Source organism: Actinomadura parmotrematis, assembly GCF_019458805.1.
Taxonomy (GTDB): Bacteria; Actinomycetota; Actinomycetes; order Streptosporangiales; family Streptosporangiaceae; genus Spirillospora; species Spirillospora parmotrematis.
Map to the genome: position 1 here is coordinate 77,215 of NZ_JAIBOA010000028.1, position 25,606 is coordinate 102,820.

Sequence of the window (25,606 nt, forward strand, 5' to 3'; positions counted from 1 at the left end):
CACACGCCGGAGGCGGCGCCCGCATCAGGGCAGGCCCCTGAGGCGCGGCTCAGGGTCGCGCGGCGTCCCGCTGGGCGCCGAACGGGGCGCCCGTGCCGGTCTCGGCGTAGTCGGCGAGGCTGCGCAGGAACTGGTCCCAGCCCGCCCGGCAGGCGTCGTAGCAGTCCAGGCCGGGGCGCAGGCCGGCGTGGGTGAAGCGGAGGAGGCCGTCCTCGATCTCGAACACGATCGAGGTGCCGTTCCACTCGGGGTGCGCGTCGCCGCCGACGGACGTCCAGCGGACGCGGTCCGGGGCGTCCTCCTCGACGCGCACGACGGTCGATCCGTACCCCTCGAACGCGAACCGCAGCTCGTCGCCGGGCGCGGTGCCGCCGGTGGTGTCGCGCGTCCACCAGCCGCGCAGCCCGTCCAGGGTGGTGACGGCCGCGTGGATCCGCTCGGCGGGGGCGCGGAGGACGAGCCGGGCGGTGTAGTCGTCGCCGCTCTCCAGCAGCGTCTTGAGCCTGGCCACGACGGCGGGCCAGCCGCCGCCGATCAGCCCGCGCAGGACGCCGCCGGGCGCCAGGCCGTCGTGCACGACGGTGAGCTTGACGCCGGTGTCGGCGGGCTCGATGTCGAAGGTGACGGTGGAGCGCGGCTCGGCCGCGACCCGCGCGCGCGTCGGCTCGTCGAGGCCGACGGCGGCGCCGATGTCCTCGGTGAAGTCGTGCCAGCTGTAGGAGAGCCGCCGGTAGGGGTCGGCCTCCAGCACGACCTGCTCGGGGCCCTTCACGACGACGTCGCCGATGTGCCAGGTCATCGGCGACCCGGCCGCCCAGTCGGTGTCGAAGGAGGTGTTCCAGTAGCGGCGGGTGAACGCCGGGTCGGTGAGGGCCCGCCAGAGCCGCTCGGGGGTGGTGTCGATGTAGGTGGTGTAGACGAACTCGGTGTCGGCCATGGCGGTCTGCTCCAATGCGGTCTTCAGGTCGGCCAGGGCGTGCACGCGGGCGCGGTCGTAGCGCTGGATCCAGCGGTCGGCGATCGCGTTGACCGGCTCGGCGTTCAGGTAGTGCAGCTTCTCCCGGCCGCGCCGCACCGTCGTGATCAGGTTGGCCGCCTCCAGCACCGCCAGGTGCTTGCTGACCGACTGGCGGGCCATGTCCAGGCCCGCGCAGAGCTCGCGCAGCGTCTGCCCGTTGCGCTCGTTCAGCCGGTCCAGCAGGCGGCGGCGGGAACCGTCGGCCAGCGCTTTGAACACCTCGTCCACGTGCGTGATTCTTCCAGCTCGAACATGCAGCCTTTTGGCTGCCTTCAAATTAGGCAGCCGTCCGGCTGCCTGTCAAGGGCTCGGCTTGGAGCCGCCCGCCCGAGCGGGCCGCCCCGGCCGGTCAGGTGATCTTCGACAGGTCCACCATCAGGTAGCCCGGCCGGGTCTTCTCGAACAGCTGCGTCCGGGCGGGGTCGTGGACGCCGATGCCCGTCCGCTCGCCGCCCGTGCCGAGGTCGAGGAGGTTCCCGGTGCGCAGGTCGTACAGGAGGTCGCCGCCGGCCCGCCGCGCCGGCCGGTAGGGCAGGAACCGGTCGGCGATGATCTGGTCGACCGGCCCGCTCTCCGAGGGCGGGAGCGCGCGGGCGTCCTTCTCCCCGCGCGCCTGCACGGCCGTGATCATCTTGTCGGTCGCGGTGCGGTAGGTGACGCCGGCCGCCGCCTCGCCCACGCACCAGGACAGGGAGCAGACCCACGTCCCCTTGAACGACGGCGGGGACGCCCGGCGGACCTCCCCGGTGACGAGGTTCCGCACCGTGCCCGCCAGCACCTCGCCGACCCCGCCCTTCGTGGTGCCCGGCGTGCCGACCCACGGCCACGCCACGATCCCGTACCCCTTCGTGCCCGCGAACACCTTCGGCACGCCGCCCGCCAGCGGCAGCCGGACGATGCCCTGGGGCGACGCCCAGACGACCGCGTCCCCGTCGGCGACGAGGTTCTCAATGGCGGACATCTGCTTCGGCAACACGGCGAACCGCCGCGCGGGGCCGCCCGCCAGCGGCGCCTTCCAGAACTCCACGGCGCCCGGGAGCCCGGCCCGCCAGACGAGCTGGTCCCCGGCGAGGATGAAGCCGCCGGCGTAGAAGAGCGTCTCGGGCGTCATCGGGACGTCGGTGATCACCCTGGCCTTGCCGGTGCGCAGGTCGTAGGCCCATAGCCGGTACGGCAGACCGGGGGCCGACTCGGTCGCGGCGATGAGCACGTGCCCGTCCAGCAGCCGGACGGGGCGCAGCTCGCGGCCGCCCGGGAGCCGGTCCGGGACGGTCCGCACCGCCGCCGGCCAGCGCTTCGCGATCGTGATGGGGGCGCCGAGCGGCGTGTCGGTGAAGGTGCCCTGGCCCGTCGCCGCCGCCGGGGCCTTCTCGCGCGGCGCGGCGCCGTCGCGGACACCGGCGAGGCCGGCCGTCCCGCCGAGGACGAGGACGGCGGCGGTCGCGGCGGCCGTGACCCGCCTGCGGCGGCGGCGCCGGACGCCGCGCTCGACGCCCTCCAGCAGGTCGGGCGCGGGCGCGGGAGCGTCGTGGGCGGCGGTCCGCAGCGCGGTGCGGAGCGCCCCGTCCAGGTCATCGTGCATGGCGGGCCCCCATCGGGTCCAGGGCGCGGTCGGCGCGGAGCTTGTCCAGGGCGCGGGCGGCCTGGCTGCGGACCGTCCCGCGCGAGATGCCGAGCATCGCGGCGATCTCCGCGTCGGCGAGGTCCTCGTAGTAGCGCAGCACCAGCACCGCGCGCTGCCGCTTCGGCAGGGCGGCGAGCGCCGCCCACAGGCCGGGGGCCTGCTCGGCCCGGTCCAGGCCGGCGTCGCGGTACTCCCCCTCGGGCGGCCGGTCCACCAGGCGCTCGCGCTTCCGCCGCCGCCACGCGCTGACGTGCTGCCGCGCCATGATCCGGCGCAGGTAGCCCTCCGGATCGTCCTTGTTCAGCACCCGCGGCCAGGCCGCGCGGAGGCGGATCAGGCCTTCCTGCACGAGGTCGGCCGCGTCGTGGGGGTCGCCGGTCAGCACGTAGCCGTAGCGGAGCAGCGCCTGCGCGCGGTCCGTCACGAACCGCTCGTAGGTCAGGGCGTCGTCGTCCAAAGGGCCGTCCTTCCGTCCTCCCGAGGACGCCCGCCGGGCCCCGCCCGTTGCACCGGTGATCGACTTTTCCGGGCGCCGGGAGGTGACGGCGCCCGCGGACGCCGTCACCGCCCTCGCCCGCCTGGAGGCGACCGTCGCGCTCCAGGAGTTCGCCGCCCGCGTCGGCCCCTGCGAGATCGACGAGTCCGCCGCCCGCCGCACCCGCTCCCCCCTCTTCCGCAACTTCACCCGCCTCCCCGTCGTCCCGATCCCAGGGTCGGCTCAGGGGCGTCCCTGATACCCGGGGGCGGTCGGCCGCGCCACGATGAGGGCATGACCGAACGTCCCGTGAGCACCGAAACGCCGCCCCGGCGGATGCCGCGCGTCCCCGAGGGGCGCATCATCGCGGGCGTCTGCAGCGGCCTCGGGCGCTACACCGGCATCGACCCGCTGGTGTACCGGGCCGGGTTCGCCGTGCTGACCCTCGCCCAAGGACAGGGCATCGTGCTCTACATCGGCGCCGTGCTGCTGATGCCGTCCGAACCGGGCGTGGCCGCGCCGATCGAGCAGCCGCTGAAGCGCCGGTTCGACGGCGCGGCGGTGCTGTCGCTGCTCGGGCTGGCGCTCGCCCTGTCGGTCGCGGCCGGGCTGATCGGCGGCGTCTCGTCGGACGCGCTGACCGTCCTCACCGTCTTCGGGCTGGTGCTGCTCGTCGCGCACGCCCGGGGCGTCGACCTGCGCGAGCAGGTGCGGCTGCTGCCCGAGCGGCTCCAGGGGCGCCCGCCGCAGGACGTCCCCCGCGACACCCGGCCGGTGGCGCTGGACGAGCTCGCCGCCGACGGTCTGGGCGAGGGCATGGTCGACCTGGCCGCCTACTCGGCGTCGGCGCGGGCGGCCGCGCCGCCGGACGTCACCGCCTACGGCGCGACGGACGCCATGTCGGAGCCCCCGGTCGCGCGCGCGAAAAACCAGAAGACGTCGCCGCTCACCTGGATTACGTTGCTGCTCGCGTGCGCCGTCGGAGCGCTCGTGCTGCCCGCGGCGCGGGAGCACGGCGCGCCGCGCGCGGTCCTCATGGCCGGCGGCGCCGCGCTCCTGGTGATCGGCGCCGGGCTGGTGATCGGCGGATTCGTCCGCGTCCGCGGGCTGGCCACCGCGGGCACGCTGCTGACCTTCGCGTTGCTGGCCGGTGGGGTGGTGAGCGAGTTGCCCGAGGGCAGCCGGTACGGGGACGTGGTGTGGCGGCCCACCGGCGCCGTCAGCGCGCCGCAGGACTACAGGTTGGGGATCGGCGTGGGGAATCTGGACCTGACCGACCTCGCCGTCGCGGGCGGCCAGCGGGTCGCGATCGACGCGCAGGTGACGTTCGGGGAGCTGAAGGTGCGCATCCCGGCGGGCGCCCGGGTGGTGCTGGACGCGCGGGTGCGGATGGGCGACCTCGTCGTCGGGTCGCGGACGATCGGCGGCCCGAACGCGCGGGTCACCGAGGTCTGGGAGCCCGAGGGGCAGGTCGCGGACCCGCCGGTGATCGAGCTGCGGGTCCGCGGGCGCCTCGGCGACGTGGAGGTGTCCCGTGCCTGAGCGCCCCGCCCGCGGGCGCCGCTTCGACCCCGGCGCCGTCGTCACCGGCCTGCTGTTCCTCGCCGCCGGCGCGGTGTTCCTCCGGTCCGGCCTGACCGGCCGCCCCGTCGTGGAGATGCTGGTGTTCGGGCCGGTCGTCGTCGCCGGCCTCGGCCTCGCCGGCATCGTCCACGTCCTCACCCGCCGCCGCCGCAGGTAGCCGCGTCAGCTCAGGCAGCGCGCGGCCGCCCGCACGAACGCAGCGGCCGTCCGGTCGCCGGCGGCCGACGCCCTCCCCTGCTGCTCCCTGACGATCTCGCGGATGCCGCCCTCCAGCAGCAGTTCCAGGCCGAGCAGGACGCGGGCCTGCGCGGCGTCCAGCCCCGCCTCGCCCGCCGACCAGGCCGCGAGCGCGGCGGGCGCGGCGTCCGCGCCACCGACCCGCGCGCACCAGCGGGCCGCGTCGAACGCGGCCGGCCCCGTGTAGGCGCTCGCGTCCAGCAGGAGCAGCCCGCCCGCCCGCTCGCGCAGCACGTTGCCGAGCCCGAGGTCGCCGTGCAGCAGCACCGCCGGTCCCTGCCCGTAGGCCGCGGCGGCGTCCCGCCAGCCCGCGGGCGGGACGTGGCCGTGGCGCTCCAGCGCGGCGGCCGACGCCCGCAGGCGGCCGGGCAGCACGGCGGCGAGCGGCCGGGCGCCCGGCAGGGCGGTGCCCCCGGACGCGTGCGCCGCGCGCAGCACCTCGGCCAGCTCGCGCGTGAGCCCCGGCAGCCGCGCGCCGGCCGCCGCGCCCGTCCCGGCCAGCGCGGCGCCGTCCACGCGCCGCATCAGCAGCCAGGTCGCCGGGTCGTCGCCGCCGTCGAGCACGGTGGCCGCTGGGATCCCGTGGCGCGTCCAGTGCCGGAGCGCCTGCGCCTCCCCCGCCCGGCGCTTGCCGTAGACCTTGAGGACGACCTCGCCGGACGCGCCGCCGGCGAATTCGAGCACGAGCTGCGGGCGGCCCGCGTTGTGGGTGAGCGGGCCGCGGAACCGGCCGAGCCCGAGCCGCCCGGCGAGGTCCGCCGCGAGGGCCGCGGCCGTCCGGATCTCCGTCCGGTCACCGCCGTCCCGCCCGCCGGTCAGCGCGACCCGGCGGTCCACCGCGGCGATCTGCGCGCGCAGCGCGGCGGCCAGCGGGCCGCCGGCCGCGGCCGTAAAAGGGTTTCGGTCATCGGGGCGATGCGGGAAGGGAGACAAGCCGATCTCCGATGCGTCTCAATACCGGAGGAGGAACCACATCATCGCGGATCGGGGGTCCGGATGCCGGAACGGCGGGAGGGCGGCCTCCGCGCGCGGCTGCGCCGCGCCCGGGAGGCGCACGGCGTCCCGGCCGGCGCCGGGGTGGCGGTCGGGCTCGGCGCCTACGCCGGGATCGCCGCGCAGGTGCCGCCGACGGCGGGGGCCGTGCCGGTCTCGCTCAGCGTGTTCTCCTCGCTGGTCGTCGGCGGCGGCACCTACCTGGAGGCGCGGCGCCGCGCCCGCCTCCGCGACCCGCGCCGGCCGGCGGTGCCGCCGCGCCGGGTGACGGTGGTCTACCACCCCGCCGACGCGACCGGCGGGCACTGGGTGCAGGCGTGCCTGCGCGCCGTCCCCGGCGTCGAGGTCGGGAGCCGGCCCTGGGACGCCGCGCCGGCGGGCGGCTGGGAGCTGCTGGTGCTGTCCACCACCTGGGAGCTGCTGGCGGACACCGGCTTCGAGCCCGCCGATCCGGCGCGGCTCCTGGTGGTCCGGATGGAGGACTGCGCCGTCCCGCCCCGGCTGGCCGCCCGGGAGATCGTCGACATCGGCGGCGCGGACGAGGCCGCCGCCTCCGGCACGCTGCTCGCCGCGCTCGCCCGGCACGGCGTGATCGGCGCGGTCGGCCCGGCCGCCGCGCAGCTGCCGTCCGCCGCCGGGATCCCGTTCCCGCGGATGGGGCCGGCGGTCGCCAACCTGCGGCCGCCCGACCCGGGGTTCGTCGGCCGCGACCGGCTGCTCCGCGAGGTCCGCGAGCGGCTGGTGCGCGGCGCCGGCGACGGCGTCGCGGTCACCGCGCTCCGCGGCCTCGGCGGCGTCGGCAAGTCCAGCACCGCCGTCAACTACGCGCACCGCTACCGGCGGCACTACGAGATCGTCTGGTGGCTCACCGCCGACAGCCCGACCGACCTGCGCGGCAGCCTGCTGAAGCTCGCCCTCGCCCTCGGCGTCGCCGAGCAGGCCGACGCCGACCAGATGATCGCCGAGCTGTGGGCGGAGCTGCGCCGCCGCTCGGGCTGGCTGCTGATCTACGACAACGCCGACGAGGGCAGCGAGCTCGCCGGGCACTGGCCGCCGGGCGGCGGCCACCTGCTGATCACCTCCCGGCTGTCGGACCTCGCCGGGCTGGTCGCGCCGGACGCCTGCCTGGAGGTCCCGCCGCTCGACGACCGCACCGCCGCCGCGATGCTCTGCGAGCAGACCGGCCGTGACGAGGAGGCCGCCGCGCTCGCCGTCGCCCGCATGCTCGGGCAGCTCCCGCTGGCGCTCGCGCACGCCGTCGCCTACGTCCGGCTGTCGGGCCTCACCCTGGAGGAGTACCGGCAGACGCTGGAGAGCCGCCTCGACCACATCCTGGAGCGGTTCCGGCCCGACCCGAACGAGAAGCCGGTCGCGATGACCTGGTCGCTGTCGCTGCGCCGCGCCAACGAGCAGGAGCCGCTCGCGCTCGACCTGATGCGGCTCTGGGCGATGCTGGCACCCGACCGGATCTCCCGCGACCTGCTCGGCCCGCTCACCGGGCGGCTGCCCGGCGCCGCGGGCGATCCGGTCGCCTACCATCTCGCCGTCCAGCCGCTCGCCCGCTACTCGCTGATCCGGGTCGACGACGGCGAGGTGTCGGTGCACCGGCTCGTGCAGGCGGTGGTGCGGCTGGAGATGACGCCCGAGGAGGGCGCGCGCTGGCTGGAGACCGCCACGCTCGCGCTCGCCGAGGTGTTCCCCGAGCGGGTGAACGAGAGCGGCCGCTGGCCGGTCTGCTCGCGGCTCCTCGCGCACGTGCTCGCCGTGCACGCCAACCTGCGGCGGTTGGAGCGGGCGCTGCCGGCGGGCCGTCCCGCCCCGCCCGCCCTGGAGCGGACCGGGGCGCCCCTCGGCGCGCTGCTGCACGCCGTCGGCCGCTACCTGATCGAGCGGTCCGGCTACGACGTGGCGGTCGAGCCGCTCGACGCCGCGCGGGCGCTCCGGGCCCGCGCGCACGGCGAGCGGAGCGAGCAGGTCGCCGAGACCTGGCTGTGCCAGGGCATCGCCCAGTTCCGGCTGGCCGACATCGAGGCCGCCCGCGCCTCCGTGCAGGGCGCGCTCGACACGATGGAGGCGGTCCGCGGACCCGACGACCCCGCCCTGTACAAGTTCCTGCTGTGGCGGTGCTGGGTGCTGATGGAGTTCTCCGAGCTGGACGGCGCCTACGCCTCGGCGGAGCGCGGCCACCGGCTGATCGCCGAGCACTGCCCGCCGGACGACCCGCGGCTCCCCGAGATCGACGACGCGCGTGCGACGGTGCGGTGGCGCCAGGGCCACTTCCGCGAGGCGGTCGGCATGATGCGAGGCGTCGTGGAAACGCTGCGCGGCATGTACGGGGAGGAGGACGGCCGGACGCTGGTCGCCGAGGGCGGTCTCGCCTACTTCGGGCACGACCTCGGCGTGCTGCTCGGCGATCGGGAGATGCTGGCGGCGACGGCCGAGCGGCTCACCGCGGTGTCCGACGCGCTCGCCGACCGGTTCGGCGACACCCACTTCCGGGTGATCGAGCAGCGCAAGACGCTGGCGGCGGTGCTGATCGCCCTCGGCGACCACGCGGGCGCGGCGCGGCTGCTCGCCCCCGTCGTCGCCACCTACCGCAGCACCCTCGGCAAGCATCCGAGCACCGTCCAGGCCGAGAAGCTGTATGCCGTGGCCCTGGCGCACCGGGGGGAGGCCGAGGAGGCGCTGCTGCTCATGCGCGAGGGGCTCCTCCTCTACGAGGGCCTCTACGGCGCCGACCACCCCTACGTCGCCGAGATCCTCGCCGAGTACGGCCCCGTCCTCGCCGCCGTGGGCCGGAACGAGGAGGCGGCCGAGGCGCTCCGCGGCACGCTCACCATCGTCGAGCGCTGCTACGGTCCCGGCCATCCGAAGCTCGTCCGCCCCGCGCTGGCCCTCGCCGCCCTGCCGGGCGTGCCGGCGGACGAGGCGGCGCGGCTCCGCGAGCGCGCCGAACGCATCAGGGCCACGGCATGATCCGGGCCACGGCCCGGGGAAGGGACGACCGCCATCGACACCGCCCAGTTCGCGGACATCTTCCTGAAGCGCCACGTGCGCGCGCAGCTGTCGCCCGACGTGGTGACCGACCCCCGCTACTCGGTGCTGGAGTGCTTCAGCGGTTCCCGCTCCCTCCTCGGCGACCTGCGCACCGTCTGGTACACCACGCCGGAGGGCGCGCAGACCGACTGGCACCATCCGGGCGCCGTCGCGCACGACGTCCGCCAGGCGGCCGCGCGCCGGGAGGGCTGGGACACCGCGCGGCGGGCACGGCTGGCCGAGCTGGAGCGGCTGTTCCGCCGTGAGGGCGAGCCGGTCCAGCTCGTGCTGCCGGCGCTCCGCGTCCGCGCGGACCGGGACCTGCTGCTGGACGGAACCCACCGGGCCGTGGCCGCCTACCGGGCGGACGTGCCCGTCACCCTGCTGCTGTTCACGCTGTGCGGGCCTCTGCCGGACACGGTGCTGCCCGACCTGTTCCGCCACCGCTGACGCCGCCCGGCGGCGTGCCTGGGATCAGGCGGGCAGGGCGGCGTGCAGGGTGATGGCGTAGGCGGGGCCGGGGTTGGCGAGGACGCGGGCGTCGCCGCCGCCGTGCACCCGCACCCGGTTGGTGCGGAGCGGCCGCTCGGTGACGCCGTCGGCGGCGAGCGTCGTCTCCGCCAGCTCGCCCGCGACCAGCGCGCTGACCTCGGTGCCGTCGCCGCCCGGCAGGTCGGAGCGGTGGCCGGGCGGCCAGGTCGTCAGCCAGAGCCGGACGCCGCCGGGGTCGGCCAGCTCCGCCCGCACGGGCGCGCCGGCCTCGAACCGGGCCAGGTGCCACCACCGCTCGGGGCGGGCGGCGAGGGCGGCGAGGCGGGCGGCGAGCTGGCCCGCCGTCGGCGGCCGCTCGGCGACGGCGCGGCCGTGCGGATCGGCCTGACCACGCATGGTGATGTCGGGAACCACGACAGGTCCTTCGTGTCGAGAAGGTGGATGCAACCGAGGGGGCGGGGAGCCGTCACCCGCCGGAGAACGCCGCTGTCAGCGACAACAACACGAAGGACACAGCGCGCCGGCCGCGCGGCGGGGCGCCGCGGGGCTGCAGACGAGGAATCGCGCTGGCATGCGGACTAGCAGACACTCCGTCACCGAGCGTTGTCAAGTCGGACACCGAAGGATCTTCCTCTTTCCGTTCACGCCGCGGTCGGTTCCGGGCCGCCGGGCCGCCGCCGGGCCGCCGCCGCGCCGGAGGAGCATCCGCCGGGTACCCCCTGGAGAACGGAGTCCCCGATGGAGCTGGACCGGCGGAGTGTGCTGCGCGGCGGGCTGGTCGCGGGAGGCGCGGCGCTCGCGTCCGCCGCGTCCCCGGCGCTCGCGGCGCCGTCCCTGCTGCGGTCGCGGCCGGTGCTGACGCACGGCGTGCAGGCCGGCGACGTCACCGCGGGCGAGGCGGTGATCTGGGCGCGCGCCGACCGGCCGGCGCGGATGGTCGTCGAGGTCGCGCGGCGCCCCGACTTCCGCGGCGCGGTCCGCGTCCCCGGCCCCTACCTGACGCCCGACACCGACCTCACCGGCAAGGCGTTCCTGCGCGGCCTGCCGGCCGGCACCGAGCTGCACTACCGGGTCCGCCTCGACGACTCGGCGCCCGTCGCCGGGCGGCTCCGCACCGCGCCGCGCGACCGCCGCGACCTGTCGTTCGTCTGGTCGGGCGACCTCGCCGGGCAGGGCTGGGGCATCGACCCCGCCCGCGGCGGCTACCGGATCTTCCGCGCGATGCGGGCGGTGGACCCCGACTTCTTCCTGTGCAGCGGCGACCTCGTCTACTCCGACGGCCCGCTGTCCGCGACCGTCGCGCTGCCGGACGGGAGCACCTGGCGCAACGTCGTCACCGAGGAGAAGTCGCACATCGCGCAGACCCTCGCCGACTACCGCGGCCAGTTCCGCTACAACCTCCAGGACGAGGCGTTCCGCGCGTTCAACGCCGACGTGCCGATGCTGTACCAGTGGGACGACCACGAGGTCGCCAACAACTGGTATCCGGGCGAGATCCTGGACCGTCCCGGATTCACCGAGAAGCGCGCGGACGTCCTCGCGCAGCGCGCGCGGCGGGCGATGTTCGAGTACACCCCGATCGCCGTGCGCGCGCAGCGCGGCGGCCGCATCTACCGCAAGATCTCCTACGGGCCGCTGCTGGACGTGTTCCTGCTCGACATGCGCACCCACAAGAGCCCGAACACCGCCGGCACCGAGCCCGGCCTCACCGAGGGGCTGCTCGGCGCCGAGCAGACGGCGTGGCTGAAGCGCGAGCTGGCCGCGTCCCGCGCCACCTGGAAGGTCATCGCGAACGACCTGCCGCTCGGGCTGGTCGTCCCCGACGGCGCGAACCAGGAGGCCGCCGCGCAGGGCGACCCGGGCCTGCCGCTCGGCCGCGAGCGCGAGATCGCCGACGTCCTCCGCCACATCAAGCGGCGCCGCGTCCGCAACACGGTGTGGCTGACCGCCGACGTCCACTACACGGCGGCGCACTACTACGACCCGGACAAGGCGGCCTTCCAGGACTTCGACCCGTTCTGGGAGTTCGTCTCCGGCCCCCTCAACGCCGGGACCTTCGGGCCGAACACCCTCGACGCGACCTTCGGCCCGCAGCTCAAGTTCCAGAAGGTCGCGCCGTACGCGAACGCGTCGCCCGCGGCCGGCCACCAGTTCTTCGGCCAGGTCGAGATCGACGGCCGCACCGAGGAGCTGACGGTGAACCTGCGCGACATCAACGGCACCGTCCTCTACTCGCAGGACCTCTTCCCGCGCCGCTGACCGGCGCCGCGCGGCCCGGTCTCGTTTCCCGGGGCCGGGCCGCGCCCTTCCCCCAGGGAGCGGGTCCGCTACGAGCGCGCCCGCCGGACGGCGGGCACGGCCCGTCCGGACGAGACGGCGCGCACCGTCCCGAAGTCCTCGCCGTCGTGCGGGCTCGGCGCGTCCCCGAGGCCACCGAGTTGGGCGAAGCCCTCAGCATCCTGGACACGCCCGGCGGCACCCCGCCCGACCGGACCATCGCGGCGATCCGACGTCCGCGATCGCTCTTCCAGCGCGCCGGCCACGCGCTCTTGCTCCCGGAACGGACCCGGTGCGCGCGTTCTTCGAACGCATGATCGATGATGGGGGTGTGAGCCGAGGCCAGCACGACGCCGAGCGCGTCTTCCCGCCCGACGGCGCCCGGCGCGCCGAGCCGCGCCACCGCGCCGCCTGGCTCCGCCTCGGCGGCTGGCAGCCCGCCGAGATCACCGGCTGGCTCCTCGGACCGGGCGCTGCCCGCGCCGTGCTGCTCACCGTCCGCGGCGAGCCCGGCTGCTTCGCCTACACCCCCGCCACCGTCCGTCCCCGCCATCCTCTGGACGACCTCGGCGTCCGCTGGACGGTCCCGGAGTCCGAGACGGGCCCGCTCCTCCCGACGCCCGCGGGCGGCACCTGGTACGACGCCCGCGACCAGCCGACCTGCCCGGGTTGCAACGCCCCTGTCGAGACGGCCCACCGCCTCCCCGCCGACGACCTCGGCCCCGCGGGCATCGTCCTCCTCCCCTGCGGCCAGCGCCTGGAGATGGTCCCCGATGGGGCCCGCCCGCCGTGACCCGCGCGGCCGGTCAGGCGAGCTTCACGCAGGTGAGCACGACCGCGCCGCCCGGCTTCATCCTCGCGCCGGGCGCCGGCGACTGCTTCACCACTTTCCAGTTCTGCGGCAGCAGCACCACGGACGCGTTCGGGTCCGCCGATCCGAACGTGACGTCCGTCACGCCGAGCGACTCCAGGCGGTCTTGGGCGACGGCGCCGTTCTTTCCGATCAGGCTCGGCATCTGCACGGTCACCGGCACGGCCGGTTTCGACGGTGCGGCCGGGACGGACGGAGCCGCCGGGACCGCCTTCACGGACGGCTGCCGCGTCTGCTGCGGAACTGCGGCTGCAACCTGCGGGGTTGCGGTCACGGTGACCGTCGCGGCCGGGACGGGCGCCTTGGACGCGGCGACGCCCGCGGTGCATCCGAACAGGAGCCCGCCGACCGCGGCCGCACCGGCGACGAGACAGCCGACCTTCCTCGTCATCAGTTGCGGCGGCCGGAGCGCGCCGTGCGGCGCGAGATGCGGCGGGTACGGGGGCGGTGGCGGTGCGTAAGGGGAAGTCACGCCGGATAGGACGCGGCACTACAGTATGCGGTTGCCCCGTTACATGAATCTCACTGAATCGGCAGTCAGGCGTCCCACCGGCCCCGCCCGGGGCACCGATGATCGATCGACTTCACCGCTGCCGCGATCCCGACCGGCGGATTCCACCCACCGACCCGGCGAAGCCCTTATCAGCGGGGATCAGCCGTTCGCGGTGCCGCTCGCGGCCACCGGACAACACGGAAAAGGGCGGGAATTCCCCGGCGCTCGGGAGCGCCGGGGAATGGCGCGTCACGGGGTCTTGCCGCCCCAGCCCGCCTTGAAGCCCGTCCACTTGTTGTAGCCGAGCTGGCGGCTGCCGCCGTAGTTCCACCAGATCTGCGTCTGGTCGCGGTAGTACTTGGACGACGACACTCCGTAGGAGTACAGGTAGATGTACCCGTTGCCGTCGCAGTACTTCTTGCGGGTGGCCTTCTTGAAGTAGAAGTGCCGGATGACGACTTCCTCGCGGTAGCTGCCGTCGTAGAAGTCCTTGATGACCTTGGCCTTGTACTTCTTCGGGGTCGAGTAGGTGACCCCGCTCGCCGTGCCGGCGTACTTCGGCTTGCCGGTGTGGCAGACGCAGAGCGTCTTGGTCTTGGCGCGGCCGAGGTAGTACGAGGTGGCCGCGTCGGCGGGGGCGGCGGACAGCCCGGCGACGAGGCCGGCGCCGACGACGGTCGAGGCGACCGTCGTCAGGGCACGCGTGGGAACGCCCACGGGAACTCCTTTGCACGGAGGGAAAGGGGATGCCGGGGACGCTAACGCAAGCGCGCAACCAAGATCAACACCTTTCGTGTCGATGAATATTGAACGACCCGGATGCGGTCGCGATGAGCTGGGCGAATGCTTTTCAGAAGATTTCCGGGGCGCCCCCTTACTGGACCGGGGTCCAGTTGTTCGTCTGCGTCGATGATCATACGTTGCCTTTTCATGCGGCCGGATGCGGCCAGAAATAAATGGCGGTGACAGGGAACGCGAATACCGCATCGGGCAACGCGTCCCCATTCCGTGACGGCGCGGTCGCCGTGCGCGCTTCCCGGCCCGGACCCGGATCCTGGCCGGGTGCGGACACCGGCACCGGCCGCGCCGGGTTAGGCTGGACGCGTCGGCGAGTGGGGAAGCTCGTCCGGCCGGACGCCCCGTCCCCCGCCTGCGCGGGAGGCGGGGCGTCCGTCATGCGACACACCGGCCCGCGCGACCGGACCGGGAAACCCCAGCTCAGCTAGGGTGCGAAGGGGCCGACCGGGGGGAGGGTCATGATCGAGCTGGTGGACGGGGCGCTGCTCGCGGCCGGGGTGCCCGTGCCGCGCCGCCCGCAGGCGCGGGCCGCCATCCTGCGGTTCCTCGCCGCGCACCGGGCGCCGATCCGGCGGCAGGCGATCGGCGCGGACGCCGCCGGGGCCGGGTACACCGTCGGGCGCTACGTCCACGTGCACGCCCACGAGATGTTCGACGGCGCGGGCCTCACGCCCGCCGAGCGCGTCCGCGTCCTCACCGCGATGCGCGACCGGGGCCTCCGCCCGGTGGCCGCCGGGGGCTGACGCCCGGACCGCGCGAATTCGGCCCTGGCAGTCGGCGGGCGCCCGGCATACGTTCTTAGCGTGGCCGCGGTCCGGCAGCGGGCACGACGCACGTTCGCCGAGAAGGTGGGCCCCGATGCCGTGGCCTGTTCAGCGCGCTCCGCCGCCCGGGACGTCTCTCCCGCAGCCCGACCCCACCCCCCGAGACGTCCCAGGGAGAACCATGCCCCGCATCACCGTCGAGGTCGACGGCGCCGTCCATCAGGACGACGTCGAGCCCCGCGTGCTGCTCGTCCACCATCTGCGCGACCGGGCCGGCAGGACCGGCACCCCGGTCGGCTGCGACACCTCCAACTGCGGCGCCTGCACCGTCCTCATGGACGGGCTCAGCGTCAAGAGCTGCTCGGTGCTGGCCGTGCAGGCCGACGGGCGCGAGATCACCACCGTCGAGGGGCTCGGGCTCGGCGGCGCGCCGCACCCGATGCAGCGCGCGTTCCACGAGGAGCACGCGCTGCAGTGCGGCTACTGCACCCCCGGCATGATCATGGCGGCGATCGACCTGCTGCGGGAGAACCCCGACCCGTCCGAGACCGAGATCCGGGCGGGGCTGGAGGGCAACCTCTGCCGCTGCACCGGCTACCAGAACATCGTGCGGGCGGTCCGCCGCGCCGCCGCCGAGATGCGCGACCCGGCCGCCGCCCGGGAGGTGGCGCCGTGACCGAGATCGGCACCGCGCGCCGCCGGTCCGAGGACGCCCGCCTCGTCACCGGCCGCACCCGCTGGACCGACAACATCGCCCCCGCCGGGACGCTGTACGCGGCGTTCCTGCGCAGCCCCTACGCGCACGCCCGCATCACCGGCGTGGACGCCGAGGCCGCGCGCCGCCGCCCGAACGTGGTGGCGGTGCTGACGGGCGCCGACCTCGCCGGCGAGCAGGGCGCGCTGCCGTGCGCCTGGACCGTCACCGAGGACATGCGCAACCCCGCGCACCCGCCGATGGCCGTCGAGGAGGTCCGCTACGCCGGCGAGCCCGTCGCCTGCGTCGTCGCCCGCGACCGGTACGCGGCGTACGACGCGCTGGAGGACATCGACGTCGACTACGAGCCGCTGCCCGCGGTCGTCGACATGGAGCGGGCCGTCCAGGACGGCGCCGCGCTCGTGCACGCCGACCTCGGCACCAACGAGAGCTACCGGTGGGTGTTCGAGAACGGCGACCTGGACGCGGCGTTCCGCGACGCGCCCGTCGTGCTGGAGCGCCGGTACGTGCAGCAGCGCCTCATCCCGACGGCGATGGAGCCGCGCGCGGTGCTCTGCGAGCCCGACGGCGACGGCTTCACGCTGTACTCGGCGACCCAGATCCCGCACATCCTGCGGCTGATGCTGGCGACCGTCACCGGGATCGGCGAGCACCGCATCCGCGTCGTCGCGCCCGACGTCGGCGGCGGCTTCGGGTCCAAGCTCCAGGTGTACGGCGAGGAGGTGCTCTGCCTGCTGCTCGCGCGCCGCCTCGGCCGCCCGGTGAAGTGGACCGAGACGCGCAGCGAGGGCAACATGGCCGTCCACCACGGCCGCGACCAGATCCAGCGCCTCCGGCTCGCCGCCGACGGCGACGGCCGCGTCCGCGGCCTCAAGGTCGACCTGCTCGCCGACATGGGCGCCTACCTGATGCTCGTGACGCCCGGCATCCCGCTGCTCGGCGCGTTCATGTTCAACGGCATCTACAAGATGGACGCCTACTCCTTCGCCTGCACGGGCGTGTTCACCACCAAGACCCCGACGGACGCCTACCGGGGAGCGGGCCGCCCCGAGGCGACGTTCGGCATCGAGCGGCTGATGGACGAGCTGGCCGCCGAGCTCGGCCTCGACCCGATCGAGGTGCGGCGCCGCAACTGGATCGGGCACGGCGAGTTCCCCTACGACACGATCGCCGGGCTCACTTACGACTCGGGCGACTACGAGGCCGCCACCGACAAGGCCCTCGCGCTGTTCGAGTACGACAAGCTGCGCGCCGAGCAGGCCGACCGGCGCGAGCGCCGCGACCCCGTCCAGCTCGGGATCGGGGTGTCGACGTTCACCGAGATGTGCGGGCTCGCGCCGTCGCGCGTCCTCGGGTCGCTGTCCTACGGGGCGGGCGGCTGGGAGCACGCCGCGGTGCGGGTGCTGCCGTCGGGCAAGGTCGAGGTCGTGACCGGGTCGTCGGCGCACGGGCAGGGCCACGAGACGGCGTGGGCGCAGATCACCGCGGACCGGCTCGGCGTCCCGTTCGAGGACGTCAAGGTGCTGCACGGTGACACCGCCGTGTCGCCCAAGGGCATGGACACCTACGGGTCGCGGTCGCTGGCGGTCGGCGGCGTCGCCCTCTACCGCGCCTGCGACAAGGTCATCGACAAGGCGCGGGTGCTCGCCGCGCACCTGCTGGAGGCCGCCGAGGGCGACCTGGAGTTCACCGCCGGGCGGTTCGCCGTCCGCGGCGTCCGCGACGCCGGCGTCACCCTCCAGGAGGTGACGTCCGCCGCGTTCGCCGCGCACGACCTGCCCGACGGCGTCGAGCCCACCCTGGACTCCGACGCCACCTTCGACCCCGACAACTTCTCCTTCCCGCACGGCACCCACCTCTGCGCCGCCGAGGTCGACACCGAGACCGGGATGGTGCGGCTGCGCTCCTACGTCGCCGTCGACGACATCGGCAAGGTCGTCAACCCGCTGATCGTCGAGGGGCAGGTGCACGGCGGCCTCGCCCAGGGCATCGCGCAGGCCCTCTACGAGGAGGCCGTCTACGACGCCGACGGCAACCTCACCACCACCACGATGGCCGACTACCTCGTCCCGTCGGCCGCCGACCTGCCGGCCTTCACCACCGACCGCACCGAGACGCCCGCGACGAGCAACCCGCTCGGCGTGAAGGGCGTCGGCGAGGCCGGCACGATCGCCTCCACCCCCGCCGTCGTGAACGCGGTCGTGGACGCGCTCCGCCCGTTCGGCGTCACCGACGTCCCCATGCCCTGCACGCCCGAACGCGTCTGGCGGGCGCTGCGGGGCGACCAGGGGGCCGGGCACGCGAGCGCCGAACCCGGCGCCGCGGGCGGCCTCGGCTCCGCCGGAGGTGGGCGATGATCCCCGCGGCGTTCGACTACGCCCGCCCCGCGTCCCTGGACGAGGCCGTGCGCGTCCTCGCCGACGCGGGCGAGGACGCCAAGGTCCTCGCCGGCGGGCAGAGCCTCATGCCGCTGCTGCGGCTGCGGCTCGCCTACCCCGACGCCCTCGTCGACCTGGACCGGCTGGACGGCCTCCGCGAGATCCGCGACGACGGGGACGCCGTCGTCATCGGCGCGCTCGCCACCCACCACCAGGTGCTGCGCGACCCGCTGGTCAACGAGCACCTGCCGCTGCTCGCCCGCGCCACCGCCACCGTCGCCGACCCGGCGGTGCGGCACCGCGGCACGTTCGGCGGGTCGCTCGCGCACGCCGACCCGGCGGGCGACCTGCCCGCCGTCGCGCTCGCGCTCGACGCCGTCCTGCACGCCCGGTCGGTGCGCGGCGAGCGGGAGATCCCGGCGGCGGAGTTCTTCGTGGACTGGATGACCTCCGCGCTGGAGCCCGACGAGCTGCTCACCGCCGTCCGGATCCCCAAGCTCGGGCCGGGCTGGGGCGTGCACTACGAGAAGTTCCACCGGACCGCGCAGGCGTGGGCGATCGTCGGGGTCGCGTGCGCGGTGCGGCGCGTCCAGGGCGCCGTGGAGGACGTCCGGGTCGCGCTCACCAACATGGGGCCGGTGCCGGTGCGGGCGTCGGCGGTCGAGCGGTTCGCCGAGGGCCGGACGCTGTCGCGGGACGCGCTGCGCGCCGCCGCCGCGCACGCCGCCGACGGCACCGGCCCGCCCGCCGACCTGCACGGGTCGGCCGAGTACCGGACGCACCTCGCCGGCGTCCTGACGGCCCGCGCCCTCACCGCGGCCGCCGGCGTCTGACCCCCGCGCCCCGCCGGGCGCGTCCCGTCCCGGACGGGACGCGCCTGGCGGGGCTTCGCGCGTCGGTCGTAAGGTCACGGGAGAGGCCCCAGAGCAGAATGGACGGAAAACATGGAGCTCGACCACGAATTCACCGTCCCCGTACCGGTGGATCGAGCCTGGTCGGTGCTGCTGGACGTGCAGCGGGTCGCGCTGTGCGTGCCGGGCGCCACGCTGGACTCGGCCGACGGCGACGAGTACGCGGGACGGCTGCGGGTGAAGGTCGGCGCGATGACCATCACCTACCGCGGCACCGCGCGCATCACCTCCGCCGACGAGGCCGCCCGCACCGTGACGATCGAGGCCGCCGCCAAGGAGGCCCGCGGCTCGGGCACCGCCGCGGCCACCGTCACCGCCTCCCTGCACGACGAGGGCGCGACGACCCGCGTCACCGTCCGCACCAAGCTGAACGTCACCGGCCGCCCGGCGCAGTTCGGGCGCGGCATCCTCGCCGAGGTCGGCGGGAAGCTCATCGCGCGCTTCGCCAGGAACCTGGCGGCCGAGCTGGAGTCCCCCGCCGCCGAGCGGCCCGCCGAGACCGTCGTCACGGCCGCCGCCGCCAGGCCCGCCAAGCCCGCGGCGCCGGCCGAGCCCGTCGCGCCGGCCGAGGCGGCCGAGGACGGCCCGCCCGCCGACGGCCTCGCCGCCGTCCCGCCCCCCGCCGGGGCCGGTGCGGCGCCCGCCCCCGAGGTCGTCGCGTCCGGCCCCGCCGTGGCCGGCCTCGCCGCCGTCCCGCCCGCGCCCGAGGCGGCCGAGCCGCCCGCCGGCGACCCGGTGGACCAGCAGGGCGCCGCCGAGGTGCTCCGCGACGCCGAGCGCGACACCGGCCCGGTCGCGCCCGTGGCCGTCCCCGCGCCCGACCCGCAGGCCGCCGTGCAGGAGGTCCGCGACGCCGGGGCGGCCGAGGCGCCCCGCCCGGCCGCGCCGCCCGCCTCCGTCACCCCGCTCCGCCCGGTCCCCGCGGCCGCCCGCGACGACGACGCGATCGACCTGCTGGAGTTCGCCGGGCCGTCGCTCGCCAAGCGCGCCGCCCCGGTCGCCGGCGCCCTCGTGCTGCTGCTCCTGGTGCTCCGCTTCCTGGTGCGGCGCCGCCGGGGCTGACCCGCGCCAAAGTGCGGTCAACCTTCCGGCCGCCCCCGGCGCTGCCGGTGGCCCGGGGCCGCGCGATGGCGTCGGCTTGCCCTGTGGACACGCAAGAGTTGCAGCGCATCGCCGGCGCCGGTCCGCGCCACTGGTGGCTCCAGGACCGCCGCGAGCTCATCGCCCGCGAGCTGCGGCGGCTGCCCGAGCCCGGCCGGGCGGTGGACGTCGGCGCCGGGATCGGCGACGGCTGCGCGGTGCTGCTCGACCACGGCTGGCGGGTGACGGCGGTGGACACCGGGGAGCGCGCCGTCGAGCTCTGCCGCGCGCGCGGCGCCGACGCCCACCTCGCCGACCCGCGCTGGCTGCCGCTGCCGTCGGCGTCCTACGACCTGGCGGTCGCGTTCGACGTGCTGTCGCGCCTCGACGACGACCATCTCGCCGCCGCGCAGCTCACCCGCGTGCTGAAGCCGGGCGGCACGGCGCTCGTCGCGGTGCCGAGCGACATGGCGCTCTGGTCGGCGCACGACGTGGCGCTCGGCCGCAGCCGCCGGCACACCCGCGACACGTTCGCGGCGCTGCTGGCGGGCGCCGGGCTCGCCCTGGACGAGATGTGGAGCCGCGGCATCGTGGTGCGGCCGCTCGTCCGCCGCCGCCGGCACCGGGTGGACGGCTGGGAGACGCGCCGCCGCTGCACCGCCGTCAACCGCCTGCTGTCGTGGACGCTGTCGGCCGAGCAGTGGCTCCCGGCCACGTCCCTGCCCGGCACCTGGCTCGTCGCCCGCGCCCACCGCCCCCACGACGGCTGACCCCGCTCCGCCCGCAGCTGACCACCCAGTCACCACAGGTCGAGATGCGGCGTGTTGGCCTATGGGAGCGCTCCCAAAGGCCAACACGCCGCAAGTCAACGTTCGGCGACCACCCGGTCACCTGTGGGGCGGGTCAGGAGCCGCCGGTCATGCGGCGCATGGCGCGGGGGGTGGCGGTGAGGGCGCGGCCCATCCGGAAGCTGCGCGAGTTGCGGATGGCGCGCAGCTGCATGCGGGTGCGGCGGAGCTGCCCCTTGAGGCGGATGACCTCGCGGCGCGCGGCGTCCAGGTTGTCGCGGAGCCGGCCCGCCTCGGACGTCAGCCGGGCGTGCTGCTCGGTCGCGGCGCGCAGCGCCGTCTCGGCGAGCTCGCGGCCCTCCTCCTGGAGCTTGGCCTCGGCCTCGGCCTCGGCGGTGCGCTCGGCGGCCTGCCGGAGCGAGGTCTCGGACTCGGTACGGGCCCGCACCAGCGCCTCCCGCTCCGCCTCGGCCGCGGCGGCGCGCTCCTCGGCGGCGACGGCGCGCGCGTCGGCGGCGGCGGCCCGCTCCTCGGCAGTGGCGGCCAGCTCCTCGGCGGCGGCGATGCGCGTGTCGGCGGTGGCCGTCCGCTCCTCGGCGGCGGCGGCGCGCTCCTCGGCGGCGGCCGCGCGGGCGGCCTCGGCCGTGGCGAGCTCCTCGGCGCGCTCGGCGCGCTCCTCGGCCTTGACGGCGCGGCCGATGGTCTGCGCCGCCTCGATCTCGGCGGCCGCCGCGACCTCGGCGAGCTCCTCGGCGCGCTGCTCGGCGGCCTCGGCGTGCTCGACGGCGCGCCCGGCGGCGACCTCGGCGGTGACGGCGCGCTGCACGGCGTCGCGGACCTCGGCGGCGTCCTCGGCGGACAGCCCGTCGGGCTCCTCGTCGCGCGCGCGCAGGAACGGCACGTCGTATTCGGCGATGCGGCAGGTCTCGTGGACGAGGTCGTCCGCGCCCGCCAGGAACGCCAGCAGTTCGTCGCGCACCGCGTCCGGGTCGCCCCAGGTGCCGTAGAGCTTCGAGGGCGTGGCGCAGATCGGGCGGAGGCCGCCGGAGTCCAGCGCCGTCCAGACGGCGGCGGCCGCGCCGGGCGCGTGCACGGCGCGGTGCCCGTCGCAGACGACGATCCCCTCGGGGGCGAGCGCGCTGCGCGCGACCGCGAGGTCGGCGGCCATGTGCTCGTACAGGTGCGAGGCGTCCACGTGCGCGAACCGGCACCGGCCGGGCCGCAGGTAGTCGGAGATCACCGAGGTGGGCGCCTGGACGACGACCGGCGGCCGGTCGTGGAAGGCCAGGTAGGTGCGCTCGAAGTCGGCCCGGGTCAGCCCCGGGTAGCAGCGGGTCACCTCGCGGTCGTTGGCCTCGTCGGGCGCCGGCGAGCCGAACAGGTCGCACACGGTGAGGCGCTCGTCGGCGCGCACGTGCCGGCCGATCAGCACGGCGCTGCGGCCGAGGTAGGTGCCGAGCTCCAGCAGGTCGCCCCGCTGGTCAAGGCGGTCCTGGCGCTCCAGGAACCAGGTGAACAGCCGCTGGTCGGGGCGGCCGAACCAGCCGTCCACGTCCTCCAGCGTCCGGGGTGTCCCAGGGGTGCTGCCGGTCACGTCTCGTTCTCCCATCGCCTCGGCTCCGAAGACCGTAGGCAAGCGTGTCGGCCCCCTCACCGGGATGGCCGACGTTTTACCGCGAACTGGGGAGGGCTCTCCCCGCGCGTCCCGTCGCTAAGGCTTGACGGCGATGCGCCCCTCGTCGACGCGGAGCAGCAGCAGGCGCGCGCCGGTCTCGGCGAGGTACTCCTCGACGGCCTCGCGGGAGCCCTGCCACCAGCCGTAGTCGTCGAGGATGAGGACCCCGCCGGGCGACAGCCGCGGGTACAGGTGCGCCAGCTCGTGCCTGGTGGAGGCGTACCAGTCGGTGTCCAGCCGCAGGACCGAGATCCGCTCCGGCGCCCGCTCGGGCACCGTGTCCTGCACGAGGCCCTTGACGTAGTGGACGCGCTCGGCGGGGAAGTCCACCTGCGCGAAGCCCTCCCGGACGTCCTCCAGGGACGCGACGGCCCGCACGCCGCTGCCGCGGTCGTCGCGCTCCAGCAGGTCGGCGGCGGACGCGCCGTCGTGGCGCAGGTCCCTGCCGCTCGGCGGGGGCATGCCCTCGTAGGTGTCGAACAGGTACAGGTCGCGGGACTCGTCGCCGGCCTCGCGCAGCGTCCGCGCGGCCGCCTGCATGCTGCCGCCGCGCCAGACGCCGCACTCGACGATGTCGCCGGGGACGTCGTGGGCGACGACGTGGCGGACGGCGTGGATCAGCGCGTTGAGCTTCTCCGGCGACGTCATCGTCCAGGGGCGGACGGCCGTGATGGTCGCCTTCGCCAGGTCGTCGTAGTCGGCGGGGAAGGACGGGGCGGCCGGCTTCGGCGCGGCCTTCGCGGCGGCCTTCGCGGCGGGCCGGGCCGTCCGCTTCGGGGCCGCGCCGCACCGCGGGGACGGGACCGGTTTGCGCAGCTCGTACCCGGTGAGCTGCCGCAGACCACCGTTGATGTTCTTGCGCCACGTCATGTCCGCGAAGCTACCGACGCGGCCCGCGCCGCCACCCCGGCCCCGGGCATCCGTTTACCTTGCGGCGGCCGTAACTTGGGACGGCCGAACGCGCGGCCGGACGCGCGGCCGGGCGCGGTCACCGGTACAGGAGCGCGAACAGCCGCTCCCACTGGGCGACGACGGTCGCGGGCGCGAACCGCCGCGTCGACTCCTGCGCGGCGCGGCCCATCTTGCGGCGCAGCTCGGGATCGTCCATGAGCCGTCCGAGAGCGGCCGCGAACTCCACCACGTGCCCGGCGGGCACGACGCACCCGTCCACCCCGTCGGTGACGAGCTCGCGGACGCCCGGCGCGCAGTCGAACGCGACGACCGGCACGCCGTGCGCCATCGCCTCCAGGATCGCCATCGGGAAGCCCTCCTCGCGGGAGGTGAGCGCGAACACCGACGCGCCGCGCAGCGCGCCGCCGATGTCGCTGGTCGGGCCGGCGAAGTCGACCGAGGCGCCGAACCCGGCGCCGGCCGCCTGCTTGCGCAGCGCGGCTTCGGCGGGCCCGGACCCGAACAGCCGGAGCGTCCAGCCGGGCCGCCCCTCCCGCGCGTGGTCCCAGGCGTCCAGGAGCATGTCCTGGCCCTTCTCGTAGGCGAGCCGGCCGAGGCGGGCGACGACCGGCGCGGCCAGCTCGGCGAGGCCCTCGGGCTCGACGTGCAGCGGGTTCGGCATCCAGCCGGTGTTGGTCATCCCGTCGCGGCTCCAGGCGGCGGCGTCGTCCTCGGTGAGCACCAGGAAGCGGTCGGCTTCCGCGAAGTACCGCTTGACCCGCCGGTAGCGGCTGGAGGTGCGGGTCGCCGCGTACGACTCGTGGCTCATGCCGATAACGGGGAGGCCGGCGGTGTCGGCCTCGGCGACCCATTCCATCGCCCACACCTGCGCGGCGATGACGACGCCGCCGGGGCGGGCCGCGCGGAACAGGGCGCTCAGGCGCTCCACGGCGTCCGCGCGGTCGGCGACGCGCCGCCGTTCGCGGCGCCGGGCGGCGAGGTCGGCGCGGCCGGCGATCCCCGACGGCGTCCACGGCGCCGGCGGCTTGCCCGGGTAGAGAGTGACGCGCTCGTAGGATGCGTCGTCGCCGTGGTCGTGCGGGTCGGCCACGTGGTGGATCCCGACGAGGGTGACGGTGTGGCCGCGGGCGGCCAGCAGCCGGGACAGGTGGTGCGCCCAGGTCTGGAGGCCGCCGAGCTCCTCGTGGTTGTTGCAGACGATGAGGACGTCCCGCGCCCTCGCCGTTTCAGGCGCGGCCACGGCGGCCTCCGGGGTCGAAGAAGCGCGCGACGACGCTCTTGGCGGCGGTGCCGGTGTCGTACTCGCCGAACTCCTCGACGAACCGGCGCCGCGCCTCGCGGTAGGCGTCGGGGCGCGACAGGCCGCGCAGCGCGTCGAGGAGGCCGTCCTCGTCGGCGGTGACGGGGCCGGGGGCGTGCTGGGCGAGGTCGAAGTAGGCGCCGCGGGCGCGGCCGGCGTAGTCGTCCAGGTCCGGCGCATGGAAGATCATCGGCCGGTCCAGCAGCGCGAAGTCGAACATCACCGACGAGTAGTCGGTGATGAGGACGTCGCTGACGAGCAGCAGCGAGGTGATGTCGTGCACGTGCGAGGCGTCGCGGACGGTGCCGCACGGCGACGTCGGCGCCGCGCCCGCGCTGAGGTAGTGCGGCCGCACGAGCAGCACGCACTCGCCGCCGAACTCGCGGACGAAGCGGTCCACGTCGAAGGGCAGGGCGAACGTGTCGACCCGGCCGCGCGCGTCGCCGCGGAACGTCGGCGCGTACAGCACGGCGCGGCGGCCGTCGCCGAGGCCGAGCTGCCGCCGCAGCGCGTCCAGCGCGACCGGGTCGCCGCCGGTGACGAGCGCGTCGTTGCGCGGGTAGCCGACGCGCAGCAGCTCGACGGCGCCGTCGTCCAGGCCGAAGCCGGGGACGAGGGTGCGCACGTCGTGCTCGGAGCGGACGACGAACGCGTCGAACCGCTTGACCATGCGGCGCAGCCGGCGGCGGGCCTTCGGCGGCGCCATCTTCAGGTCGGGCTGGTCGAAGCCCATCCGCTTGTAGGCCGAGCCGTGCCAGGTCTGGATGTAGGTGGTGCCGGGCCGCTTGCGGGCGGCGGCCGGGAACCCCTGGTTGTCGATCCAGAACTCGGCGCGGGCGAGCGCCCGGTAGTAGGCGGCCGAGCCGCGCTCGACGAGCCGCGCGTCGGACGGGAACCCGGTCGGGTCGTCGCGGTAGGACCAGACCGCCTTGATCGGGATCCCGGACGCGCGCAGCGCCTCGTAGATCGCGCGCGGGCTGTCGGAGTACTGCTTGCCGAGGTGGCTCTCGAACACGACGGTGCCGCGCTTGATCGGCAGCCGGGTGTACAGGTGCCGGTACAGGCGGGTGCGGACGGCGGGGCTGTCCAGCGCGGCGCGGCCCTTGGCGCGCGGGCGCCCGGCGAGCCGGACGAGGGCGCGCGGCGTCGCGGCGGGCGGCACCCGGCGCGCCGCGCGGGCGCCGG

The 25,606-nt window shown here is 75.7% G+C and carries 24 protein-coding genes; 13 read left to right on the forward strand and 11 right to left on the reverse strand.

Annotation, left to right across the window (positions count from 1 at the left end; all coding sequences use genetic code 11):
* Positions 1-49: 49 nt before the first annotated feature.
* From K1Y72_RS31660 to K1Y72_RS31670, 3 genes are all read right to left on the reverse strand, one after another.
* The gene (locus K1Y72_RS31660) at positions 50-1,246 is read right to left on the reverse strand and encodes a metalloregulator ArsR/SmtB family transcription factor (RefSeq protein WP_220170197.1); all 1,197 of its coding nucleotides are present in this window, start codon (positions 1,244-1,246) and stop codon (positions 50-52) included.
* A gap of 121 nt (positions 1,247-1,367) precedes the next feature.
* Positions 1,368-2,600: a TolB-like translocation protein gene (locus K1Y72_RS31665; protein WP_220170198.1), complete on the reverse strand. Its 1,233-nt coding sequence runs from the start codon at positions 2,598-2,600 to the stop codon at positions 1,368-1,370.
* A complete protein-coding gene (locus K1Y72_RS31670) occupies positions 2,590-3,099 on the reverse strand; it encodes a SigE family RNA polymerase sigma factor (RefSeq protein ID WP_220170199.1) in 510 nt (169 codons plus the stop codon). Before K1Y72_RS31670 ends, K1Y72_RS31665 begins: the two co-directional genes overlap by 11 nt.
* A 55-nt stretch (positions 3,100-3,154) precedes the next feature.
* Between K1Y72_RS31670 and K1Y72_RS31675 the strand changes: the two genes are divergently transcribed.
* From K1Y72_RS31675 to K1Y72_RS31685, 3 genes are read left to right on the forward strand one after another with little or no spacing between them, the layout of a single operon-like run.
* Positions 3,155-3,376, forward strand: coding sequence for a cytochrome P450 (locus K1Y72_RS31675; RefSeq protein WP_220170200.1), 222 nt, complete (start codon positions 3,155-3,157; stop codon positions 3,374-3,376).
* Positions 3,377-3,411: 35 nt separating this feature from the next.
* The gene (locus tag K1Y72_RS31680) at positions 3,412-4,659 is read left to right on the forward strand and encodes a PspC domain-containing protein (protein WP_220170201.1); all 1,248 of its coding nucleotides are present in this window, start codon (positions 3,412-3,414) and stop codon (positions 4,657-4,659) included.
* Positions 4,652-4,858, forward strand: coding sequence for a hypothetical protein (locus K1Y72_RS31685; protein ID WP_220170202.1), 207 nt, complete (start codon positions 4,652-4,654; stop codon positions 4,856-4,858). The genes K1Y72_RS31680 and K1Y72_RS31685 overlap by 8 nt, the downstream gene beginning before the upstream one ends.
* Positions 4,859-4,863: 5 nt before the next feature.
* Here the strand turns inward: K1Y72_RS31685 and K1Y72_RS31690 are convergent, their stop codons facing one another.
* The gene (locus tag K1Y72_RS31690; RefSeq protein ID WP_220170203.1) at positions 4,864-5,775 is read right to left on the reverse strand and encodes a phosphotransferase; all 912 of its coding nucleotides are present in this window, start codon (positions 5,773-5,775) and stop codon (positions 4,864-4,866) included.
* Between the two features lie 159 nt (positions 5,776-5,934).
* Here K1Y72_RS31690 and K1Y72_RS31695 point away from each other — a divergent pair, with 159 nt between their 5' ends.
* Positions 5,935-8,907: a tetratricopeptide repeat protein gene (locus K1Y72_RS31695; protein WP_220170204.1), complete on the forward strand. Its 2,973-nt coding sequence runs from the start codon at positions 5,935-5,937 to the stop codon at positions 8,905-8,907.
* A gap of 75 nt (positions 8,908-8,982) precedes the next feature.
* Positions 8,983-9,417: a hypothetical protein gene (locus tag K1Y72_RS31700; RefSeq protein ID WP_220170205.1), complete on the forward strand. Its 435-nt coding sequence runs from the start codon at positions 8,983-8,985 to the stop codon at positions 9,415-9,417.
* Between the two features lie 24 nt (positions 9,418-9,441).
* Here K1Y72_RS31700 and K1Y72_RS31705 read toward each other — a convergent pair whose 3' ends face one another.
* Entirely contained in the window at positions 9,442-9,873 is a 432-nt protein-coding gene (locus K1Y72_RS31705) for a cupin domain-containing protein (protein WP_308287320.1), read from the reverse strand.
* A gap of 324 nt (positions 9,874-10,197) precedes the next feature.
* Here K1Y72_RS31705 and K1Y72_RS31710 point away from each other — a divergent pair, with 324 nt between their 5' ends.
* Both K1Y72_RS31710 and K1Y72_RS31715 read left to right on the forward strand, forming a co-directional pair.
* The gene (locus tag K1Y72_RS31710; protein ID WP_220170206.1) at positions 10,198-11,718 is read left to right on the forward strand and encodes an alkaline phosphatase D family protein; all 1,521 of its coding nucleotides are present in this window, start codon (positions 10,198-10,200) and stop codon (positions 11,716-11,718) included.
* 349 nt (positions 11,719-12,067) lie between these two features.
* Positions 12,068-12,529 carry a hypothetical protein gene (locus tag K1Y72_RS31715; RefSeq protein ID WP_220170207.1) on the forward strand — a complete coding sequence of 154 codons (462 nt, stop codon included), beginning with the start codon at positions 12,068-12,070 and terminating at the stop codon, positions 12,527-12,529.
* A gap of 13 nt (positions 12,530-12,542) precedes the next feature.
* Here the strand turns inward: K1Y72_RS31715 and K1Y72_RS31720 are convergent, their stop codons facing one another.
* Positions 12,543-12,770: a PASTA domain-containing protein gene (locus K1Y72_RS31720; protein ID WP_220170208.1), complete on the reverse strand. Its 228-nt coding sequence runs from the start codon at positions 12,768-12,770 to the stop codon at positions 12,543-12,545.
* A 579-nt stretch (positions 12,771-13,349) separates the two neighbouring features.
* Positions 13,350-13,817: a hypothetical protein gene (locus K1Y72_RS31725; RefSeq protein ID WP_220170209.1), complete on the reverse strand. Its 468-nt coding sequence runs from the start codon at positions 13,815-13,817 to the stop codon at positions 13,350-13,352.
* Positions 13,818-14,356: 539 nt separating this feature from the next.
* Between K1Y72_RS31725 and K1Y72_RS31730 the strand changes: the two genes are divergently transcribed.
* The 6 genes from K1Y72_RS31730 to K1Y72_RS31755 all read left to right on the forward strand — a co-directional run bounded on the left by K1Y72_RS31730 (position 14,357) and on the right by K1Y72_RS31755 (position 20,516).
* The gene (locus K1Y72_RS31730; RefSeq protein ID WP_220170210.1) at positions 14,357-14,641 is read left to right on the forward strand and encodes a hypothetical protein; all 285 of its coding nucleotides are present in this window, start codon (positions 14,357-14,359) and stop codon (positions 14,639-14,641) included.
* A gap of 202 nt (positions 14,642-14,843) precedes the next feature.
* Positions 14,844-15,338 (forward strand): (2Fe-2S)-binding protein, encoded by a 495-nt coding sequence (locus K1Y72_RS31735; protein ID WP_220170211.1) that lies wholly within the window; start codon positions 14,844-14,846, stop codon positions 15,336-15,338.
* Entirely contained in the window at positions 15,335-17,734 is a 2,400-nt protein-coding gene (locus K1Y72_RS31740) for a xanthine dehydrogenase family protein molybdopterin-binding subunit (RefSeq protein ID WP_220170212.1), read from the forward strand. The genes K1Y72_RS31735 and K1Y72_RS31740 overlap by 4 nt, the downstream gene beginning before the upstream one ends.
* A complete protein-coding gene (locus K1Y72_RS31745) occupies positions 17,731-18,588 on the forward strand; it encodes an FAD binding domain-containing protein (protein ID WP_220170213.1) in 858 nt (285 codons plus the stop codon). Before K1Y72_RS31740 ends, K1Y72_RS31745 begins: the two co-directional genes overlap by 4 nt.
* A gap of 111 nt (positions 18,589-18,699) precedes the next feature.
* Positions 18,700-19,728: an SRPBCC family protein gene (locus K1Y72_RS36790; protein WP_258574255.1), complete on the forward strand. Its 1,029-nt coding sequence runs from the start codon at positions 18,700-18,702 to the stop codon at positions 19,726-19,728.
* A gap of 83 nt (positions 19,729-19,811) precedes the next feature.
* Positions 19,812-20,516 (forward strand): class I SAM-dependent methyltransferase, encoded by a 705-nt coding sequence (locus K1Y72_RS31755; RefSeq protein ID WP_308287321.1) that lies wholly within the window; start codon positions 19,812-19,814, stop codon positions 20,514-20,516.
* Positions 20,517-20,649: 133 nt separating this feature from the next.
* On the opposite strand, the gene K1Y72_RS31760 is transcribed toward K1Y72_RS31755, so the two are convergent.
* From K1Y72_RS31760 to K1Y72_RS31775, 4 genes are all read right to left on the reverse strand, one after another.
* Positions 20,650-22,128 (reverse strand): class I SAM-dependent methyltransferase, encoded by a 1,479-nt coding sequence (locus K1Y72_RS31760; RefSeq protein ID WP_220170215.1) that lies wholly within the window; start codon positions 22,126-22,128, stop codon positions 20,650-20,652.
* Positions 22,129-22,245: 117 nt separating this feature from the next.
* The gene (locus tag K1Y72_RS31765) at positions 22,246-23,079 is read right to left on the reverse strand and encodes a TylF/MycF/NovP-related O-methyltransferase (RefSeq protein WP_220170216.1); all 834 of its coding nucleotides are present in this window, start codon (positions 23,077-23,079) and stop codon (positions 22,246-22,248) included.
* A 118-nt stretch (positions 23,080-23,197) separates the two neighbouring features.
* On the reverse strand, positions 23,198-24,361 hold the full coding sequence (locus tag K1Y72_RS37445; RefSeq protein ID WP_220170217.1) for a glycosyltransferase: 1,164 nt from the start codon (positions 24,359-24,361) through the stop codon (positions 23,198-23,200).
* On the reverse strand, positions 24,348-25,606 hold a 1,259-nt coding region (locus tag K1Y72_RS31775; protein WP_220170218.1), incomplete at its 5' end, for a CDP-glycerol glycerophosphotransferase family protein. The genes K1Y72_RS37445 and K1Y72_RS31775, both read right to left, overlap by 14 nt.

What these genes read in the sequence shown, in the direction of transcription:
- K1Y72_RS36790 (WP_258574255.1), top strand. Translation starts at nt 18,700, where the DNA reads ATGGAGCTCGACCACGAATTCACCGTCCCCGTACCGGTGGATCGAGCC.
- K1Y72_RS31745 (WP_220170213.1), top strand. Translation starts at nt 17,731, where the DNA reads ATGATCCCCGCGGCGTTCGACTACGCCCGCCCCGCGTCCCTGGACGAG.
- K1Y72_RS31665 (WP_220170198.1), bottom strand. Translation starts at nt 2,600, where the DNA reads ATGCACGATGACCTGGACGGGGCGCTCCGCACCGCGCTGCGGACCGCC.
- K1Y72_RS31680 (WP_220170201.1), top strand. Translation starts at nt 3,412, where the DNA reads ATGACCGAACGTCCCGTGAGCACCGAAACGCCGCCCCGGCGGATGCCG.
- K1Y72_RS31730 (WP_220170210.1), top strand. Translation starts at nt 14,357, where the DNA reads ATGATCGAGCTGGTGGACGGGGCGCTGCTCGCGGCCGGGGTGCCCGTG.
- K1Y72_RS31735 (WP_220170211.1), top strand. Translation starts at nt 14,844, where the DNA reads ATGCCCCGCATCACCGTCGAGGTCGACGGCGCCGTCCATCAGGACGAC.
- K1Y72_RS31710 (WP_220170206.1), top strand. Translation starts at nt 10,198, where the DNA reads ATGGAGCTGGACCGGCGGAGTGTGCTGCGCGGCGGGCTGGTCGCGGGA.
- K1Y72_RS31695 (WP_220170204.1), top strand. Translation starts at nt 5,935, where the DNA reads ATGCCGGAACGGCGGGAGGGCGGCCTCCGCGCGCGGCTGCGCCGCGCC.
- K1Y72_RS31765 (WP_220170216.1), bottom strand. Translation starts at nt 23,079, where the DNA reads ATGACGTGGCGCAAGAACATCAACGGTGGTCTGCGGCAGCTCACCGGG.